The following is a 17,719-nucleotide window of genomic DNA, read 5'->3' as shown; positions in this document are numbered from 1 at the left end:
GAGAGGTAATGCAAAAAGGAACACACCACAGTGACGAAGCACGAAAGCAAATCAGTGCTACCAAAAAAGGAAAGCCTTCGTTAAGAAAAGACAAACCGGGAACGCCACATACAGCTGAATCAAAGAAAAGAATCTCTGATGCAATAAAAGCTCTATGGGCAGAAAGAAAACTAAATCAGCAAGGAGACAAAGAATAATGGATCAACGCAAAATAAACCTAATGCTTGCAAGAGCAATTCGCGCAATCACTAAACGCATACCGGCGGGCACAATAACTGTCGAAGAAGGCCAACGGCTTCATGAGTTCCTCAGAGATGCAGAAAGAGAAGATGAGGATAAAGACGCAATCGAATTCCTCGAACTCAAAGGCTACACAGTTCTTAAGGATGGGAAGGCTAAATGAGCGTCTATCAAAAACAAAGTCATTACTGCAAGAAAGGACCGGGACGCAAGCGCAAGCAAGGTAACGGTAGTGAAGAACACAAAACAATTCACCAGCTATCAGCAGGAGCATACGGTCAAGGACTCTTGAATTGGCGCACAAACAAACCAGCAAAGGGAAGGATTTAAAGAATGAATACCGAACACATCATTCAGTCTGAATTTCAGAAATTGATTCAACGAGTCGCTAACTTGAGAATGTTAGATGAAACAGAGATCGCCGATAGAGTTCTAAAAGAATACAAGACGGAAAAGAGCTTGAGTGATGAGGACTTCATGTTAGAGGCTTATCGCTATTCAATGCCAGGAACGGATGCAATGACGACAGAACAATTCGTTGCTTACTGGCTCAAGACAAAAGGCTTCAAGCCGATGGAGAAACAAAGCAATGAATAACAACGCCAAAGTCGTCCTATCCACCTCCACACAAGCCGTCAACTACTTGACTGTGGAAACGCAAGTATCACGGGAACTAAGGGTTCCAGCAGCTAAGGCAGCAATCATGATTGCAAGTGCAAGGACGCTGCACCAAGTCATTACGCAAATCTTCACTGCCACGCTCGCAGACGGAACACAAGTTGTGATGTCCACAGTTGAACAAGAGAGCAGAGAACTAACAGAAGAAGAACTAAAGGAATTACGAGTATGAACAAAGAACAGCAAGAAAAGATTATCAAGGCGAGTGTCAAGCTGACCACCGCAGAAAAGAACTTAATGGAAAGGTCTGTTGCACGCAATAGAGCAGAAGCTGATTTCGAATCGCTTAAGCACTACGAAATGGTTGCACAGGCTGCGTTAAATGAAGCACTTGCGGAATTGGAAACAGCAGTTAAGGAAGCGAATGAATGAGCCTCGTATCTGCAATCCTACTTTGCTTAGGAATGTCTTTCATGTCCGCAGCAGTTTCAGTGAAGCTGGTGCTTGAATCAATAGTTAAGGGAACAAAACAATGATCGAATTAAAAGCCAAATTGGTAGACGGGAAGTTTGTTCCATATATAACCGAATGCAGGTTTGTAAGAACAACATCTAACACCAACCGTGACATCGAAGTAATTCTCGAACCAAGCGATATGCTAATCACGGAAGAATTCAAATGGGTGTTAGCTGCTTATGTAGAGCAAATTATTCAGCAATCAAAACAAAGTGAATCCGACAAGCGTAAAGCTGAAATCTTGTCAAGGCTGTTTAAGGAAGGCAGCATAACCTCCGAAGAAGTCGAAGAACTTAAAGCCAAGGTGGAGGCGAAACAATGATTATCTTTCTTGTGGTGGCGGCGGCGTCGGTGATGCTGGCGGCAGCACTCGTTGCGGCCGGATTGTTTGCGATTCAATCTGGATTAGACGCTTTACGAGTAGGTGGCATAACTGCACTAATCGGACTTTGCATGATTGTTTCGAGCGTGGGGCCATTTGGCTTAGCGGGTTACATTGGCTGGAAAGCTGTGCACACAAGCTTCGCTGATGCGCCAGTTAAGGTGGAGGCGAAACAATGACCAACCTAACAGAACAAGATTACCTCATCGCTAAGTTGAAAGGCGAACTGCCGGTTGAGGTATTTGCTCAATACGGTTTTGACTGGCGGTCTATGGGCATCGCCGACCACTACGAACTCCATCGCAGTCCGTGGCACAGAACTCGCGAACTAACCTTGGCCGAATGGAAAGCGAGAAAGGAGCAAGAACAATGAACAACCTAACCGAAGATGAAACCTACATGATGCTTATGGGCGGCAGGCGGAAGTTGTTTGTCAATCCGGAATTAAATGAATATGCCTTGCACTGCCATAGCCGCTACATCCGCATCATGCGCGACCTTGATGAGAAAGGCAGCTATTGGGACTTTTTGATCGATGACATAACGCGCCGTATTGACATAGAGAACAAGAAAAATCCATCTTTGATCGCGAGACTATTTCGACGCAAGAAGAAGCCAATAGATATCTCGACACGCTATGAGACATTTAGCGAATGGAAAGCGAGAAAGGAGCAAGAACAATGAGTGACTTAACCAAGTTGCAGGAAGAATATGCCTTTGAGAAGTTGGCTGGTAAGTTAGAGAAGGGTGGTTTATGGGTTCAACATCCGATCAAGCCTGACACCTGCTATTGGATTAGTCCTCAATTTACACGACCTGAGAACACACATCTGTGGCCATACGAAACTTTCAAAGAGTGGCTCGCACGCAAGGAGCAAGAACAATGAAACGCTGGCTTCAAACCTTTCTACCGCACACAGTCATTTGGTATCACAAGGATAAGCCGGAGAAGCTAACAAACAAGCAGATACGCTACTTAGGATTAAAGCGTATTGCATATATAAGGATTAAAGACAATGAACAATAACAATGAAGAGAAGTTCGTATTGGCGAAGTTTAGATTCACTATCGATCCGCCAACCAAATACGGTTGTATGGCAGAACGGATGTGGGTAAAGCTTTACGACAACGGCCGTGCTGTGCTTGATAACGAACCTGAGTATCTTACTCATCTGAGGCTCGGGGATGAAGTAGATATCACTAACCTTGAGCTGATCGAAATCTATAAGGATTAAAGACAATGAACAATAACAATGAAGAAAGAAAGACGCGGGCAGAATGGAAAGCACTTTTAGAGAAAGAGCAAGAACTGATCACCCGTAAGCAGTATGAACAAGAACAGTTACCGCAAGCCGTAGCAAGAGATTATCGCGAATCGGCTCACATAGACGCCGCATTGTGCACTTGCGATGTGCGTGGGTTCCCTTCTTTGAACTGTCCTGTTCATAGCAGAGTAGCTTTGAATTCAATGATTCAGGACGAAGCAAAGCAATACGCCGCTCGCGAAGCGCAAGACTACAGAGTTAAGGAATAGCAAGCCAATGAATGAAGATGATACCTTTCGCAGACTCAAGCGTTCAACATACGAAGAGGTTAGAGCTGCTTTGAAGTTACACCACGCTAAACGCAATGCAGCAATTGAAATGATCGATCACATAACAAGTCAAGCACAGTATGAAACAGGAATCTACCCTACATGCAAAGAGATAGTTCCGAGAGGATTCAACTATGTGTTAGAGCAGCACGGATGGACTCATAAAGAATATCAAGAGACAATGCAAACACGAGGCAGCAACAGCAATGAGTGAAGAAGATACCTTAAAAGCACTACGCAAGCAGACCTTTGAAACTGTCTTGGAACGACTACAGCATTGCGAAAACGCCAGGCAAACTGTGGAAGAAGCAGGATGGACAGTTGATGAATTCAACGCGGAATATTTCTCTCGCCTCTCGCAGCCATCTGATGGTAGCCCACTACTCGATCTTATGATGTCCACGCTCGATCACTACTTACATTCAAGGGATTCCATTTAACTGCATATGACACATGTGCAGGTCCTCCTGATGGTAAGAGACAAATGTGTCAACGAAGGTCAAATGTCCGCCTTCACTAATTGTCAACAAAACCGCTTGTGGCTCCAGTCAAGACATAACACAATGTCTTACATACAAATAAGGAGTCAACATCATGTCAACCTTCAAGCAATCATTACTCAAGCGTCTCGCAGAGAATGCAGCAAGAGCAGCGCAAAGAGACAACGGCAGCAAGGCTGTTTAAACACCTCAAAACGCGCGTATACGCTGTCGTAGCTGCTGGGGGAAGGGCAGAGTAGCGAGAGATGGTGTTTGCAGCTTAAAAGGCTCAAATATCGAGGTATTTTGTAGCTGCCCTGTTTTAAGCCTCAGTCGTAGCTCCTTCCTCTTAAGTTACGGTCATGTTTATATAACACTGTGACTTAGCAAGACTGTCGTAGCTCCTTCCAATTTTGTTACATCTTGATGGTAGACCTTTGTTCTGTTTAAGGTCTTTAAATCTTTGTCTCTCTTCACTGTGATTATCTCTATAGATTTCTCTACAGTGAAATAGATTGGTTGACCTTTACTGCTTAAGGTGGTCAATCATTGGTTTCTTGACGGTTTGGTTTATCTTTCGTGCAAAAAATGTGCATTCATTTCGTGGACGGTAAATCACATTCAAAATCAACGACTTGCATTGGCCGTGGTTTATGTGGGGTAAACAAATTACGAGATTCTTATTGAAATTGGCGTTTCTTGGTATCGAAATGCGGGTTTTGTCAACCCTTTTGGCGATTTATGGTGAGAATTTGGCTATATAACTAAAAATTGGAAGGAGGCGCATTATTTTTGTTCGTTGCTTCCTCGTATTTCCATTCAATCTCTCCTTCTCTCCACCGTTTAAGCAGTATTTAATTTGCCTTTCATACTTCTTTACGGTAGATCCTCTTTGAAGCAACTATTTTGCACTTCAGCCTTATATGCCTGTGCCATTGCTGTGCGCCATTCATCAAAAGTCAATTGTGTCTTTGTTTCCTTTGCAATGACTTGGTTGTTCAAAATTGAGAATATCAATTCTCTATTTGTCTTTATTGCTGTTCCATCAAGCACGCTCATAAAGTAATCTTCCTTTGTCAGTGATCGCTTTAAGTAGAATGCGCCGATGTGCTTCTTGATAAAGACCTTGTAAACAAATCCGTTGTTTGAAGCAAGGATTGCAATTGCCCACACAATCCATTTCGGAATAGCAAACCAAGGGCTAATGGTTAGTTCAGGAACTAAAAGGAGAAGGGACACAGCCATTAGTCCTAAGAATGTTTTGTTTTGTTTAATCCACTTCTTCATTTATATATACCTCTGCTTTTGTAAACTTTATTGTGTGCCCTACCTGTCACATAGGGCAATTGGTTGCTCAAGCTGTTGCCTTGAGCTTTTTCTTGTCTATTTTCTTAAACATCGCATTCAGTTGTGACTTTGCTTTAGCTGCTTCTTTAGCTTTCTCTTTTGCTACGGCTTGTTCGATTCTCGTTTCGTCACTAACAACTGTATCGATTGCACTGTATGTGACCAAGTCGTTGAACATAGGATCACGGAGTTCTGCGCTGTCATCATCATTGCGTGTCAATACAACAATGCGAAACCGCTCATCGGCTTTCCAACTGATTGTGCCTGGGTCAAGAGAGTCAATGCTTTCGAACTTGTAAATCTCTTGCGTGCCATCCACTGCCCCAATCAGTGTGTTGTTTGCTTTTTGCTTTGCTTTGACGCCCATTCGTCGCACACCATCGAAGCCACCGTTTGTTGTCACATACACAATGAAGGCTTCTGGCTTTACCTTATCCTTTAGTGCTTGTGTGAGGGAGGCGGCGAAGACGCTGATCTGCTTGTCGGAGAAGCCCGGGAAGCTGTAGCGCATAAGCAGGATGGGGTCGCTGGTGTTGGATTTGACTTTGTTCCCTTGGACCTCAATCGCTTCCTTGCATTTGCTATACACCATGCGATCGGACTTGAAGTTGTCCTCCAAGTCGTGATACTGTGCATACACAACGCTGACGAGGGAGAGAAGGCGGGTTCGACCTGCAAACTCTACATCTACCTCATTGTGGTAGCGGACGGCTTGTTCACGCAGGGTTGTGAGTTGATCGAAGTGGATGCTCTTGCTATCCCCATCCTTCAATGCTTGCTTCCGCTTTTCTACCTCTGCATTCAACTCGTTCACAAGATCATTGATACCGTCGACTGTGTTTTCCATTTGAAGACTCCATTTACTTTGGGCGCAGCAGTGCTTCTACTTAAAGAACCCATTTCCTTAAGAAAGCTGTTTGCTGCTATTGCTGCTTCGCGTTTGTTTGTTGTTGCGAGTCAGTGGAGTAAATGTAGAAGAAAGGTCTGAAGTGCGCAAATTCGTGAACCGCTTAAAAGGCGCTTTAAATCGTCGCCAATGCAAATAGTTTTAGAAAGATAGTGTTTTGTGCGTTTTGGGGGTTCGCGTTTCTTTTGCCTATCTTTTACGCATTCCTACGTCTGACAACGACTTAGGTGAAGTTAGTTAGCGGGAACTCACTTAGGCGTGGCCTTCTTGCTTAAAGAAAGGTTGGCTCTGTTTGACCCTCGTTCTCATGCAGATCAACTAAATAACGAACTAAGTTTGTGACAACATCCGGTTGTCCTAAGCTGACAGAGAGCGTAAATTAGGAGTTACATCTATATGAGTGATCAAAAGAAGAGTCGATCAGAGCTATCGAAGGAAGGTTGGGAGAGGCGTCGGGAGAAGGGAACAGCGAAGCACAGCGAAGAGACGAAGGCCAAGATATCCGCTGGCAAAGGGCGTAATGAGAGTGGTAGGCGGCTGGTGGCAGACCGCGTTGCCAGACTTGAAGCGGTGATTAGAGGATTCGGCTACAGCGATGCTGAGATAAGGGCGATGTAATGGACATCAACAACAAGAAGATTTACGAGCAGAAGAAACTGGTGATTGAGTTTGGTGCGATAACAGATGCGGAATACGATGTGCTGTGTTCTACAAGCTTTGGGTTTCAAGGCCGTGCACTTGCTACGAACTATGAGTACACAGAGATAGTGAACAAGAAAGCCTTAGTTCCGCGTGTTAGGAAGTGTGTGAGAAAGAGGATTGCATCTGCATTTGAGTTTCCAAACATGCAATGGATTGATCAGTGGTTGGCTTCATTGCCACCTTACTTTAAGAAAGTAGAATGATATGACCGTAGTTTTGTGGATCATCATAGGCATCTATGCCTCGTATGTAGCAATGATTTGGATTGGCCTTGCTGCGATAAAGCTTGATGAGCTTTGCGAGAAGGTCAATCTATTTGGACCTTGGCACCACTCGGAGTAACGATGAATGTGTGGCCATCTTGTTTAATCACATTTGGCACTTCTGGAACTGGCTTCCCGTCTTTGTTGCCATTCTGAACTTCCGTTGCATCAGCAGCCATCTTGTCCCTAAAGCTTTGGGGTAAGTTTTGCTGACCAGCGGGCGTATCTAAGCCAAGCGTATTCTTTACCCATTCAAGAACACTGTTGCCTGCTTCTTTGCCGGGTTCACTTGTTCCGATGTTTGCTGCTACTGCTTGTCCTGCTGAGCCAGCACCGGAGGCAAGTGATGATGCAGCCAACTTATCCCCAATCATTCCAGTTCCGCCTTTAGCTACATCTGCTAAGGCTGCTTTCTGAAGCATTGGTTCTCCTGCACCTTTCAACGCTGCTAAGCCAACTGGCACTGCTGCGAGTAACGGATTTGCAATGAGTGCTGGTGTTGCTGCCGTAGCTGCTGCTGCCTTGCTCCAGCCATCCTTAAATGGGTTTGCTAAGTCTTTAACGCCCTTGAATGCGCCTTTGATGACGCTTGGATATCCGTTGGCGAATGGCTCTTCTGATGCGTAGAGCGAAGTATCCAATGCGCGCTTTGAAGCTGCGTTCAATCCCTTCTGTGCTGCTACGCCTCCAAGCTGCAACGCCTTACCACCAACAACATTCGTTGCTGCATTCAGTGCTGCGTCCTTGGCTACACCACCGATTGTGTTGGCATCCGAGTTGCCTGCTCCGATCAGTGCACCAGTCTTCGCAAGGCCAGCCACAGTTGGCGCAACGCCGTCTGTGAGCAAGGTAGGAACAAGTGTGCCGATGACTTGTGAACTGGTGTAGGAGACTGGATTGGTGTCGCTGGCAGCTTGATTGGCTGCGCGCTCGCTGTCACGAACACGAGCGTAGGTGTCAGAGAAGCTTTCATTCTTGCCCTTGGACCCAGCGAGCAATGCGAGTGCGCTGATGGCTTGGCCGATACCTGGCACGGCTGCTGCGACAGCGGGCAACAGGCCAACCTTGTTCAACGCATTTCCGGCAGCTGCTCCAGCGCCTGCTGCCTCGTCCCCAAACCCCGCTGTAACGCCTTGGATAGCACCTCGCACTCCACTTGCCAGCATCGAGGGCGCTGCGCCGCTTGTAGGGGCTGCTGTGGGGGTTGTAGGGGCCAGCAAGCGCGGGTCCGTAGCTGCATTGACCGCAGAGCCACGGCCTGCGCCTGCTTGCGTCATCGCATTCCATTCGTCGTCTGAGATTCCAATCATTGCTTCTTGTCTCCGTGATACGAAACAATCGGGATGCCACCCATCTTTTGAATCGTGTTGTATTTGTCTGATGCCATTTCAGCAGGGGAGAGCGTGACAATCTTTCCACGAAGCGCATCTGGAATGTTTGGCTGGTTAGGAAGATAGAAGCTCTTTGTGTTTGCTGCTTCTCTGCCTACATCAAATGTTCCTAAGCCACTTGTCTGTCTTGCTTGCTCTAAGGACTTGTTTACTGAGTCTTGCCGTTGAAGGACAGACAAAGTGTTAGCGAGGTAGGAACGCAATGTATCTGCGTTCTTCGTGATGTCTGGCGAAGCTGCTGATGCTGCTAACGATCCCGCCGCTGTACTTTGTCCCAACTGCTGTTGTGCTTCCAAGTTCGCCAGTCCCTTGCTAATCATCTGCAGACGAGGGCTGATAAGTTCCATTGCCTTTGCTGCCGGGCCGCTATAGCCTTGGTTGACAAGCTGTAGGGTTTGATAGATTTGGTTCTGTAAGTCTTGTCGCTGTGAAGAACCAGCAGTTAGGCCGTTGAGCAATCCAGTGTTTGCGCCGTAGGCATCTTGAACGCCTTTGGGACTGTACTTCTGAAACACTGCCGCTGGTGCAGATTCAAGGCTTGTGCTTGGTGCACCGGGTGCGCCTGTGCGATATCCTTGCGTGCTCTTGTCTGCAATCTCTGCGTCAATAGCTTTGATCTTGTTTTCAGACAAAACACCTTGTGTTTCAGCCTTTAGCTTGCCTGCCTGTGCATTCGAAGCACCAGCAGCAGCATTGGATGCATTTGCGGAACCGTAGTTTGCAGCTTGTGCACTCTTTTCAGTTAGTGCCTTTTGAACAACTAAGTTAATGTCTGTGCGTTCTTTTTCAGTTGAAGTGAATGCCTTAGAGAACATTGTCATCTGTGGTGCATTCATGGAAGCCATCAACCCGATTGAAGCTGCTGGTGCTCCCATCTGCTGTAGCTGCTGAGTGAGTGCAGTTCGTAGGGCTTTGTTCTGATCGGAAGTAGGGTCAAGTAAGTTCTGTGTTTGAGCAAGTTGCTGCCTATCACCGATGGTCTTGATGCCTGCTTGCGCACCTTCCTCGATTGCCTTTGTGGCATTTCCCTTTGCTTGCTGGTTGGTGTAGAACTGATTGATGTCCTTCATTCCAGCAGCCATTTGTGTGCTTGGCAAGAAAGCTAAGTCGTTCTGCGACTTCATGTAGTCAGCATTTGCAGCTTGATTAGGTCCCCAAGCTATTGGCGCTGTATATTCCCTGTTGTAAGCAGTTTGGGTGTCCTTCTTGCGCTGGTCTGCGAGTGCTTGCAATTGCGCTTGTTCATCCATTCCAGAAGAAACCTTTGGTGTCTGTGACACGCTGCTTATGACAGTTGGAAGGTTAGCGGAAAGGTTTGATGCAAGAGTCTTGTCGTCAGCATCAGGGTTGGTGTCACGCAATCTCTGTGCAGCACTTGTGACTTCTGCTTGAACTTCTGGAGAGTTGGTGTCTTTGCCGTAGGTAGCAAACACCTTCATAAGAGCAGGTGTTAGGTAGTCGGTCTTGTCCTGAGTGCCATTTACGGTCACTTCAGGAAGTGTGTTTACATCATCCATTATTGTCTTCCCTCTAAGTTCTTGATTCTTCCGTTTTGCGATGTCAATGCAGCAAGTGCAAGTGATAACGCCTTTTGTGGATCAAGCTGTTTGCCATCTGGACTGTCGATAACAATGGTTGCTCCAATTGGATCGCGTTCCATGTCTTGAGCCATAATGCCCGCCATTGGTCCGCTTGGGGCACCAAGCTTCTGCACAGACTTCTTGTAGTTGAATGACATCGGAGCAAGCTGATCAAACAAAGCATCTAAGTCTTCATCACTTAGTTCCTTCTTGTTGTTCTTAACCTTTTCGTCTGAGAACAAGCTGCCAATAGCACTTCCGATTCCACCAAGAATCGAACTGCCTCCACCGTTACCAAGCAAGGATGCACCAGCACCAATAATCTTGCCCCAATCTGTTCCACCATTTGTTGTTGGTGCATTTAGGGCAGTGTTCAACTGTGAATTCTGTGCATTCTTTGCCGCTGTCTGAACATCGTAAGTCTTACCCCACATAGAGGCAGCGTTTCTTGCTGCAATCTCATCAGCAAGTGCAGCGTCTTCTTGTTGCTTCTGCCAATCTGCGTATTGCTGTTGTGCTGCGCTGACTTGGTTAGATTGCTGTAGGTTGCTTTGAGTAAGGTTCTGATCCTGCACATGGTATTCATTGGCCTTGTTGGTAAGATTAGCTTGCTGCAATCTCTGTGCATTCTGTTCATTGGCTTGCTGCTGTAGCTGTGCGTTTTGTGCGTTGATGACGTCTTGAGCACTTGCAACGGTCTTTTGCTGATCGAAGCTTTGTTGTCCAGCAGTTAAGCCTAACTGGCCCTTAGCCTGCAAGGCTTGCAATGCACGCTGCAATCCTTGTGATTCGATATCCAACCCGTTTTGCGCTGCCGTGTTAGCTGCTGCTTGTGCTGCCATCTGGCTGGAAACAAGCTGATTGCCAGTACCGTATTGGCCGCGCTCTTGTGCTTCAGTTCTTAGCTCACCTATGTCACCACGAGACTGTGTAAGTGCTTGATCTAAGGCCTTCTGGATAGCTGCACGCTCAATTGCTGTGTAGCCGTTCTTGGAAACCGTATCAAGCTGATTCAGCGTTGAATTGACTGCATCAGTAAACTGCTGCGGAACCTTAATGCCTTGTAGCTGTGTGTTTTGTTGAACTGTTGCAAGTGCTTTAGCTGGGTCTACTTGTCCAAGCTGAACTGCTTTTGCTACGGAGCTAACATACTGGAGCAAGTCAGGACTGCCATAGCTGCGTAAGCTGTCAGCCAATGCCTGCAAGTTGTTCACGGCAGATTGTTGGAGCGAATTCTGTTGATCTGTCGCAGCCGCTGTGTTTCTGTTCGCTGCATATGCTGCGATGAAATCTCTGAGTGTTTGTCCGCTGGTAAGTGTTCCGATGATCTTACCGGCAGCATCTTTGATTGTGTTTCCTACTTGGGACCATGTGCTTGAGTCACCAGAAGGAACGGGATCACCAGAAGCTGTGTAGTTACTGATGCTTCCCGGGTCGTATGGGTTGTAATCGAAATTATCCGATGTTGTATAGTTGTCGTATACGCTTCCTGCGTCGTCTGCCATCTTTTACCTCTTTTATTTTGTGTGCAACTGATCCCATGCAAATGCTTTCAATGCAAGCTCTACAAGGCGTGGGTCTTTGCTCAATGTTTGCAATTCTTGTGGTGTGAAGCCTAACGCTGTTGCGTATGCTTGAAGCTTCTGCAAGATGACTGGATTCTGTAATGGGTTCATTTTTTACTCCACTTGCCGATTAGGGCTAATGTTGGTTCGATCACAGAGCGCAGGAACTTGTGAACTGGACGACGATATGTGCCGTTCAATTCAGCTTCAATATCGATGGTGCGATGCTTGCCGATATAGATAAGTGCATTGCGAACAAGCTTGTTGCTCCAGCCGTCACCTTTCTTAAAGCCGTAATCAACGAGCGGCAAGAAGACCTTGTGATAGCCCTTTTGGTGTTCTGGCTTTAAATGCGTCGTTGCATACTTGATCCAAACTTTGTTTTCGCGGTAAGGCAAGCCATAGAGATCGTTCATGGCAGTGCAGATGATCTTTCCGCCGCCACCTCCACCACCGCCGCCGTCTCCAGAGCCCTCTGATCCGCCGCCGCCTGGACTGCCGTCCGCGCTCGCTACACCGGCTGCTGCTCCTGAGTCGCCGTTTGCTGCTGCCGCTGCTGCTGCCGCTGCACCTACCGAGGCTGATGTAGCGTCTGGCGCTGCTGCCGCATCCATCGTTGCATCCAATGCTGCTGCGTTCGCTGCTGCGTTCGCATTTGCCACACTGTTGGATTGAGAAGCAAGGCTCTGCGCAACTTGGCTTAAACCCGGAATACCAGTCACTGCGGATGCAACATTGCCGATTGCTGAGGCCATACCCGGTGTCGTTGTCGATCCAACTGCTGTAGATCCCGCTCCACCTGTTCCGCCTGCTGTGGCACCTCCAGCTGGGTAGTAGGTGGTGGCTGGCAAGACTGTGCCCACCGGCCACACAAACTTCGAACCTGCTGCTGTCTGTGCCGCTTGTGCTGCGGCTTGTTGGGCTGCTGCATCTCGTGCAGCTTGTTCGGCTGCTGCCTGTGCTGCTGCCGCTGCATCTGCATTGCGCTGCGAAGTGAGGCGTGAGTTGAGTGCAGACATTGCGCCGCCTGCATCGAAGTTTGTGACGGCTCCACCGCGGCCTGCTGCTGCAAGGCCTGCATCTGACAGTCCAAATGTGTTCTTGATGCCTTCATAGCGTGCTCGATCTGCATCAGAGACGAAGTTGCCTTGTGTCAGGTCAGGACCTTGAACAGATAGATAGTTGCTGTAGTCAGTTGGTGCACCACGAACTTGTCTCATGACATCTGCAAGCTGTGAACCATTCAAGCCGGGAATCAATGCTGAAAGCGTTCCAAAGTCACCCGACTTAGCCGCATTCGTGATTTGATCAATCTTCTGCTGCTCTTGTGCTTGCTGCTGTTGCAATGTGCTGTCTGCTTGACTGCGGATGCCACCTAAAGCACCTTCTGCTTGTCCAAGGATTGCGCTCTTACGGGCAACCGCTTGATTTTGCTTATCAGTTATGGATTGCTGTGTTTGTGAAAGGTCAGTGTTGTATTTGCTCTGCAAATCTCCTACCTGCTTCTGCACATCAGCAATTTGATCTTGGGAGCCTTTGGTTGCATTCAATAAGGCAGCGTCAAGTGAAGCACCACCTGTTGTTGTGCCTTGATTTGGATGTTGAAGTAGAAGCGAAGTTAAGCTTGACGGATCATTAAGCGTGCTGGACTTGTCGGTTAGGTCGCTTAATGCCTGTTGCGAACCTGCGTATAAGGTGCTGGCATCAGCAGGGCCCGTATATCCGCCACCGCTAAGGATAGACTTCAATGTGCTGTAGCCATCAAACGCTGTGTCGTTGGGGTTTGACAGCACACGGTTTACAACATCGTCTCCGACATCTGTATAGCCGGAATTGACGCTGTTTTGTGCGTTAGTGGTGTCTTTGTTTAGCGTGTTAGTGGTATCGCCTAAGCCGATCAGATTCCCTACATTTTTAGAGTAGTCTGTTGTGGCTTGGTTGTTTGCATCCACTAAATCTTGGAAGTTGACAAACTGACTCGGTGCTGTGCCTGGTGCTGCTGTTAGCTGAGTCAGGTTTGAAGCATTTCCGTTGCCGCCTGTTGCTGTGCCGCCTTGCGTCGTGGTGACAGTTCCACCGCCATTTGTGGTTAAGTCTTCTAACTGTTTTTCTTGTATTGGGACATACGCCATCGTTTTAAATCCTTTTCGCCATATTTATTTCATTTGCATTCGAATGTGATCGTATAGGTGCTGCTATTTGCCAATCCAGCAACATAGTTGATAACAACCGCCTGGCTTCCTATGTCATAGAACCAATTTGTTGCCGTAATGGCAGTCAGTGGTGCGGCTTGTGTCGATGGAACCACTACTTGTCCAACAAACACGGTCTTGGGTAAGTTTTGATTGCCCGGTGTCCAGTAAACGCGAATTGGCGTGAATGTTCCTGATGTATAAGTGGCGCTTGTTGTCAGCTTATAACTGGATACCACGCCGATTAGGTTATCGCCTATGCTTAGGTTTCCACGAAGGGCAAGCAATAGCTGTGAAAGTGCATTCGAGAGCGGTTGAAGTAAACTGCCTATCCAGCTGCTTTCTTTAGGAAAGTTTTCTTCCGTAACTGAGAAGTCTGCCGATAGTTTCATCGTTGTCTGACTCCAATCTTTCTGAATGTGACTGACAGCACGGAAAAGCGAACTCTTTTGAATGACTGTGAAATTTGGAACTTCATAGTTATCCAATTCGACTTCTGCACACTACCTGGCACAAACATGCGCGTTCTTAGGTAGCCCGGTGAAGCTGCGCCGCCAAATGCACCAGTTCCATAAGCGCCAACGCCATATGGGCCACCGGAAGGCTGGATAACAATGGGCATCAATGTTTCTGTTGCCTGACGATCATTAGTGAAGCTAACTTGTATGTTGGATAAAGTGGATGCAAGCGTGACCATTGATATCTCGGAGAAGTGTTTAATGCTTGTCGGGTCTCCTGCATCAATTGGATTCAATGTGAATTCCACATCAATCGGTGTGTAAACCGTTGCTGCTCCGGTTGCCCACGACGCAGGATCGGCTACGGTGATAACTTTTGTTCCCGTATCTACTGCTGTGATATAGGCGAAGCTACTTGCTTGTCCTAATGTCATTCCAACAGCCACATTTGCCACGCTTGCTAAAGTGACACTTGCACCAGATGAAGCAGTGATAGTTACTGGGTACTCTTCATCTGCATAATCGAAGTCTGAAAGTGTCTTGCGTTCAACATAGACTTTTGTGCCGCTTGGTTGATACTGTGAACCGTAAAACTTGCCGTCAATCGGATTGATATAGCCTGCTGTAAAACCCTTTGTGTCTACAGACCAGTTTCCAGTGATGTAGTTATAAACATAGGCGATGGTTGCTTGCGCGTCGGAGGTGGAACTTACGGTATAGAAGTAGTAGCACTGATCTGATGGATAAGACAGACCCCAACTCGCGCCCTTAAAGCCGGGATAGTTGGCAGTAGTCAATGAAAGCAAGTCCCGCTGAATTGGCAACGACAACACTTGCACAGCACCGTTATCTTGAATGGATACCATGCCTTGCTCGGTCATTACATAGACGCTGTTGTTCAGTGCCTGCGCAGAGTTAACTGCTGAGATACGCAACTGCACATCTACGGGAACAATAGAGAAGTTGCTCGTAGCAGTTCCTGTAACCCGATAAACACCGTCAGTCTTGAAGACCATCAATGAATCGCGCAATGAAATAGTGCGGACAATCGGATATGCACTTGACCCAACTGCAAGAGTGTTTGCCAACGGCACAGCTTCAGGCTGCAAATACTTGCTAAAGTAAAGGTAGTGTGGATTGTTGTTAGATGAAGAAGTGTTTTGGTTCGTGACGCCAGCAGTAGGCAGGATCGGAGAAAACACATTGCCCGAACGCGAGCAAACTACGCTAAATGCCGTAGTGTTGAATGTGCGTGCTGTGATCTGCATCTTGCCTGGTGCTTCGCTGTATCCAGAACTGTAGTTCGCGTCAAAGACCGTGTTTGATGCGTATAGATTGATAACCTTGACAATGCTTTGTGCAGTTAAGGTAATGTTCTGTGTTGGGCTTCCGCCGGTTGCTACAAGAAAGGTTCCTGTTGCTGTGTTTTCTGCTGCGCCACCTGTGATAGTGAATAACAGGGTTGCGCCACGATAAAAACTGATGGTGTCACCGTTTACTAACAACGCACCTGAAATCAGCGTCATGAAGAAGATTTGCTTAAGCGAGCAGTTCGCGTAGAACATACTTCCCTTGAACAAAGCTAAGTCATGGGAGAAGGGCGGTTGATAGTTGGAGTTCTGGATACCTTGAACAGTGGTGTATAGCGTTTCGCCGCGCAAGGTGTCAGGCTGGCTGTCCGTGATGGTGATTGTTCGTGCAGTAATCTGTCCCGAAGTTGGAGAGCCGGAGTAAACAAGCTGCATCTGATCATCTGGTTCTGTGGCGACAGACGCAGATTGATTGCTTCGATAGATTCTGTATGTCCAAGTCGTATCAACCGTGGTTGGCACGAGAAAGGTTAGGCTCACATTCGCTGTTGTGCCGCTGCTGTTGGTTACGACGATACGATCTGACGGCGCACCTTGAACAAGATTGTTGTTGAGGTCGATATAGAGCCAAACAATCCGATAGGCAACATTGACACTGTTCGTCATGAAGCCAGAAGCGCCAGTTGTCACGCCGCTTCCACCGAGGCCAGCAGGTGCACCAGCTTGAATAGGTGTAGATGCGCTGCTCTGTAGCTTGTAGACGCCGCTACCCGTTGTCAGATATAGGTTGTTGCTCACATTAAGCGAGCGAACACGGCTTTCTACATCTGTGACATCGGGGACGGTATAAGAGCCTGTCAGTGCGGTGAATGTGCCTGTGCCATTGTCAACATAGATTTTGTCGTTTGATGCATGCAGAACAGTCTTGGCATTGATCGTGTCAAATGTCAGTCCTTGAACTGCTGCTGTGAAGCTGGATGCATAGACATACTTGCCTCTGCGGCAATCGATAATGCCCGGCTCAACCAGTGCTGCGTTTTGCACTGCTGCAAGCGCACCAGCAGGCCCGTTGCCGAATTGGTTAGGGTAGGTGTATAAGCCCTTTAATTCGGTGATTAGCTGCTCTGGTAGCTGTGGATTTGTCTTCGCACCGATAGCGGCGTCTTTTCTTTGCCCAGCCATTACCAGCGACCTCTACTTGAGCGACCAAGCAGCTTGCCAGGACGAATCTTCCTCGGCATGTTGTCCACCTTTGGAGTGATCAACTTGGTAAAATCGTCTGCCGCAGCGTTGTATAGCTGCCCCATCACTCCCATAGTCTGCAAGTCACCCTGAGCATTCAAGATATACATTGCAGCGCGAAGCTTGATTAGCTGATACGCTTCAAATGGGAGAAATTGCACAAAACCGCAAGTGTCGTTTGTGCAGATATAGTCGCCTACTTGAACGCTGTTAAAGCAATCAGTGGTAACTGTCAAAACATTGTAGCTTGGTGGTGCTTGTATAGACTGATTGATTAGCGGTAAGCCTGTTGTTACCGACGGTCGAAAATTAAACGGTGCGTTTTGTGTGATTACATCGAGTGTTGTTGTTGCGTAGTTGGTGACCCAATCTGCGACGGCTGCATCTCCAGTTGGCAAGTCACCCATCTGCAATTGATTTGATCCAAGCTTGGCGAGCACTTGTGAAGTGCATGCTTCATATGGATTCAAATGGTTAGGCGCTTTGAAGTAGCGCATCTTGCAGGTATAAGCCTGCGTAAGGGCAGGGTAGAAGACAATCTCATTGTTCTCAACATAGTATGTTGGGATGCCAAACAGGCCCACACCTACACCAATTCCATAATTGCCCATGTAGGGGATTTCGTCTGGATTTATTCTGTTGACCTTGCTAACGAAGTTTCCGTTCTGGTCGTAGAAGTAGATATCTCGCAAGCTGAATCCAGCAGCTTGTGAAGGAATGGCTAATCTACTTGTTGTGCGATCAACTGCTAATGATGTTGTGATTACGAAATATTCTTCTCTGCAACTCTTGACTAAGGGAACCACCGCGCTACGCATTTCCTGATCTAAGTAATCTGCGATTTGCTGAGTGCTATAAGTTCCTTGTGAGATAGGGACATTTATCATTGCTACAACATCAGAGATCAATTGATCTACTGTTTTGTTGAGCATG

At 47.2% G+C, this 17,719-nt stretch carries 25 protein-coding genes; 15 read left to right on the top strand and 10 right to left on the bottom strand.

The features are described 5' to 3' along the window. Positions 1 to 8 precede the first annotated feature (8 nt). From AC1DSF_RS14680 to AC1DSF_RS14615, 14 genes are all read left to right on the top strand, one after another. Positions 9 to 197: an NUMOD3 domain-containing DNA-binding protein gene (locus tag AC1DSF_RS14680; RefSeq protein ID WP_478183011.1), complete on the top strand. Its 189-nt coding sequence runs from the start codon at positions 9 to 11 to the stop codon at positions 195 to 197. Further along, on the top strand, positions 197 to 403 hold the full coding sequence (locus AC1DSF_RS14675; protein ID WP_478183010.1) for a hypothetical protein: 207 nt from the start codon (positions 197 to 199) through the stop codon (positions 401 to 403). Before AC1DSF_RS14680 ends, AC1DSF_RS14675 begins: the two co-directional genes overlap by 1 nt. Before the next feature lie 170 nt (positions 404 to 573). Continuing rightward, on the top strand, positions 574 to 837 hold the full coding sequence (locus AC1DSF_RS14670) for a hypothetical protein (RefSeq protein WP_478183009.1): 264 nt from the start codon (positions 574 to 576) through the stop codon (positions 835 to 837). Next, positions 830 to 1,090 carry a hypothetical protein gene (locus AC1DSF_RS14665; RefSeq protein WP_478183008.1) on the top strand — a complete coding sequence of 87 codons (261 nt, stop codon included), beginning with the start codon at positions 830 to 832 and terminating at the stop codon, positions 1,088 to 1,090. Before AC1DSF_RS14670 ends, AC1DSF_RS14665 begins: the two co-directional genes overlap by 8 nt. Next, positions 1,087 to 1,290: a hypothetical protein gene (locus AC1DSF_RS14660; protein ID WP_478183007.1), complete on the top strand. Its 204-nt coding sequence runs from the start codon at positions 1,087 to 1,089 to the stop codon at positions 1,288 to 1,290. Before AC1DSF_RS14665 ends, AC1DSF_RS14660 begins: the two co-directional genes overlap by 4 nt. 100 nt (positions 1,291 to 1,390) lie before the next feature. Next, positions 1,391 to 1,696, top strand: a complete 306-nt coding sequence (locus tag AC1DSF_RS14655) for a hypothetical protein (protein ID WP_478183006.1) — start codon at positions 1,391 to 1,393, stop codon at positions 1,694 to 1,696. Then, positions 1,693 to 1,935, top strand: coding sequence for a hypothetical protein (locus AC1DSF_RS14650; protein ID WP_478183005.1), 243 nt, complete (start codon positions 1,693 to 1,695; stop codon positions 1,933 to 1,935). Before AC1DSF_RS14655 ends, AC1DSF_RS14650 begins: the two co-directional genes overlap by 4 nt. Then, positions 1,932 to 2,129 carry a hypothetical protein gene (locus AC1DSF_RS14645; protein ID WP_478183004.1) on the top strand — a complete coding sequence of 66 codons (198 nt, stop codon included), beginning with the start codon at positions 1,932 to 1,934 and terminating at the stop codon, positions 2,127 to 2,129. The genes AC1DSF_RS14650 and AC1DSF_RS14645 overlap by 4 nt, the downstream gene beginning before the upstream one ends. Beyond that, on the top strand, positions 2,126 to 2,440 hold the full coding sequence (locus tag AC1DSF_RS14640; RefSeq protein WP_478183003.1) for a hypothetical protein: 315 nt from the start codon (positions 2,126 to 2,128) through the stop codon (positions 2,438 to 2,440). Before AC1DSF_RS14645 ends, AC1DSF_RS14640 begins: the two co-directional genes overlap by 4 nt. After that, entirely contained in the window at positions 2,437 to 2,643 is a 207-nt protein-coding gene (locus AC1DSF_RS14635; protein WP_478183002.1) for a hypothetical protein, read from the top strand. The genes AC1DSF_RS14640 and AC1DSF_RS14635 overlap by 4 nt, the downstream gene beginning before the upstream one ends. A 129-nt stretch (positions 2,644 to 2,772) precedes the next feature. Further along, positions 2,773 to 2,991: a hypothetical protein gene (locus tag AC1DSF_RS14630; RefSeq protein WP_478183001.1), complete on the top strand. Its 219-nt coding sequence runs from the start codon at positions 2,773 to 2,775 to the stop codon at positions 2,989 to 2,991. A gap of 5 nt (positions 2,992 to 2,996) precedes the next feature. After that, complete coding sequence (locus tag AC1DSF_RS14625) at positions 2,997 to 3,290, top strand: hypothetical protein (protein WP_478183000.1); 294 nt, start codon at positions 2,997 to 2,999, stop codon at positions 3,288 to 3,290. A 7-nt stretch (positions 3,291 to 3,297) separates the two neighbouring features. Continuing rightward, positions 3,298 to 3,564, top strand: coding sequence for a hypothetical protein (locus AC1DSF_RS14620; protein WP_478182999.1), 267 nt, complete (start codon positions 3,298 to 3,300; stop codon positions 3,562 to 3,564). Then, positions 3,557 to 3,790 (top strand): hypothetical protein, encoded by a 234-nt coding sequence (locus AC1DSF_RS14615; RefSeq protein ID WP_478182998.1) that lies wholly within the window; start codon positions 3,557 to 3,559, stop codon positions 3,788 to 3,790. Before AC1DSF_RS14620 ends, AC1DSF_RS14615 begins: the two co-directional genes overlap by 8 nt. Before the next feature lie 915 nt (positions 3,791 to 4,705). On the opposite strand, the gene AC1DSF_RS14610 is transcribed toward AC1DSF_RS14615, so the two are convergent. Both AC1DSF_RS14610 and AC1DSF_RS14605 read right to left on the bottom strand, forming a co-directional pair. Then, a complete protein-coding gene (locus AC1DSF_RS14610) occupies positions 4,706 to 5,116 on the bottom strand; it encodes a hypothetical protein (RefSeq protein WP_478182997.1) in 411 nt (136 codons plus the stop codon). A gap of 67 nt (positions 5,117 to 5,183) precedes the next feature. Further along, positions 5,184 to 6,023: a hypothetical protein gene (locus AC1DSF_RS14605; RefSeq protein ID WP_478182996.1), complete on the bottom strand. Its 840-nt coding sequence runs from the start codon at positions 6,021 to 6,023 to the stop codon at positions 5,184 to 5,186. A 677-nt stretch (positions 6,024 to 6,700) separates the two neighbouring features. Between AC1DSF_RS14605 and AC1DSF_RS14600 the strand changes: the two genes are divergently transcribed. Then, positions 6,701 to 6,988, top strand: a complete 288-nt coding sequence (locus AC1DSF_RS14600) for a hypothetical protein (protein ID WP_478182995.1) — start codon at positions 6,701 to 6,703, stop codon at positions 6,986 to 6,988. Between the two features lie 104 nt (positions 6,989 to 7,092). Here the strand turns inward: AC1DSF_RS14600 and AC1DSF_RS14595 are convergent, their stop codons facing one another. From AC1DSF_RS14595 to AC1DSF_RS14560, 8 genes are all read right to left on the bottom strand, one after another. Continuing rightward, positions 7,093 to 8,121: a hypothetical protein gene (locus AC1DSF_RS14595; protein ID WP_478182994.1), complete on the bottom strand. Its 1,029-nt coding sequence runs from the start codon at positions 8,119 to 8,121 to the stop codon at positions 7,093 to 7,095. 233 nt (positions 8,122 to 8,354) lie between these two features. Then, positions 8,355 to 9,956 (bottom strand): hypothetical protein, encoded by a 1,602-nt coding sequence (locus AC1DSF_RS14590; RefSeq protein WP_478182993.1) that lies wholly within the window; start codon positions 9,954 to 9,956, stop codon positions 8,355 to 8,357. Next, positions 9,956 to 11,524: a tail fiber domain-containing protein gene (locus AC1DSF_RS14585; RefSeq protein ID WP_478182992.1), complete on the bottom strand. Its 1,569-nt coding sequence runs from the start codon at positions 11,522 to 11,524 to the stop codon at positions 9,956 to 9,958. The genes AC1DSF_RS14590 and AC1DSF_RS14585 overlap by 1 nt, the downstream gene beginning before the upstream one ends. A 12-nt stretch (positions 11,525 to 11,536) precedes the next feature. After that, on the bottom strand, positions 11,537 to 11,695 hold the full coding sequence (locus tag AC1DSF_RS14580; protein WP_478182991.1) for a hypothetical protein: 159 nt from the start codon (positions 11,693 to 11,695) through the stop codon (positions 11,537 to 11,539). Beyond that, the gene (locus tag AC1DSF_RS14575; protein WP_478182990.1) at positions 11,692 to 13,716 is read right to left on the bottom strand and encodes a hypothetical protein; all 2,025 of its coding nucleotides are present in this window, start codon (positions 13,714 to 13,716) and stop codon (positions 11,692 to 11,694) included. Before AC1DSF_RS14575 ends, AC1DSF_RS14580 begins: the two co-directional genes overlap by 4 nt. A 29-nt stretch (positions 13,717 to 13,745) precedes the next feature. Further along, positions 13,746 to 14,168, bottom strand: a complete 423-nt coding sequence (locus AC1DSF_RS14570) for a hypothetical protein (RefSeq protein ID WP_478182989.1) — start codon at positions 14,166 to 14,168, stop codon at positions 13,746 to 13,748. Beyond that, a complete protein-coding gene (locus AC1DSF_RS14565) occupies positions 14,165 to 16,726 on the bottom strand; it encodes a hypothetical protein (RefSeq protein ID WP_478182988.1) in 2,562 nt (853 codons plus the stop codon). The genes AC1DSF_RS14570 and AC1DSF_RS14565 overlap by 4 nt, the downstream gene beginning before the upstream one ends. Then, positions 16,726 to 17,718 (bottom strand): hypothetical protein, encoded by a 993-nt coding sequence (locus AC1DSF_RS14560; RefSeq protein ID WP_478182987.1) that lies wholly within the window; start codon positions 17,716 to 17,718, stop codon positions 16,726 to 16,728. The genes AC1DSF_RS14565 and AC1DSF_RS14560 overlap by 1 nt, the downstream gene beginning before the upstream one ends. Between the last annotated feature and the right edge of the window lies 1 nt (position 17,719).

It is taken from the genome of Variovorax sp. 01N429 (assembly GCF_056399425.1).
Note: the sequence above shows the minus strand (reverse complement) of the source record. Positions and strands in the feature narration are given on the sequence as shown.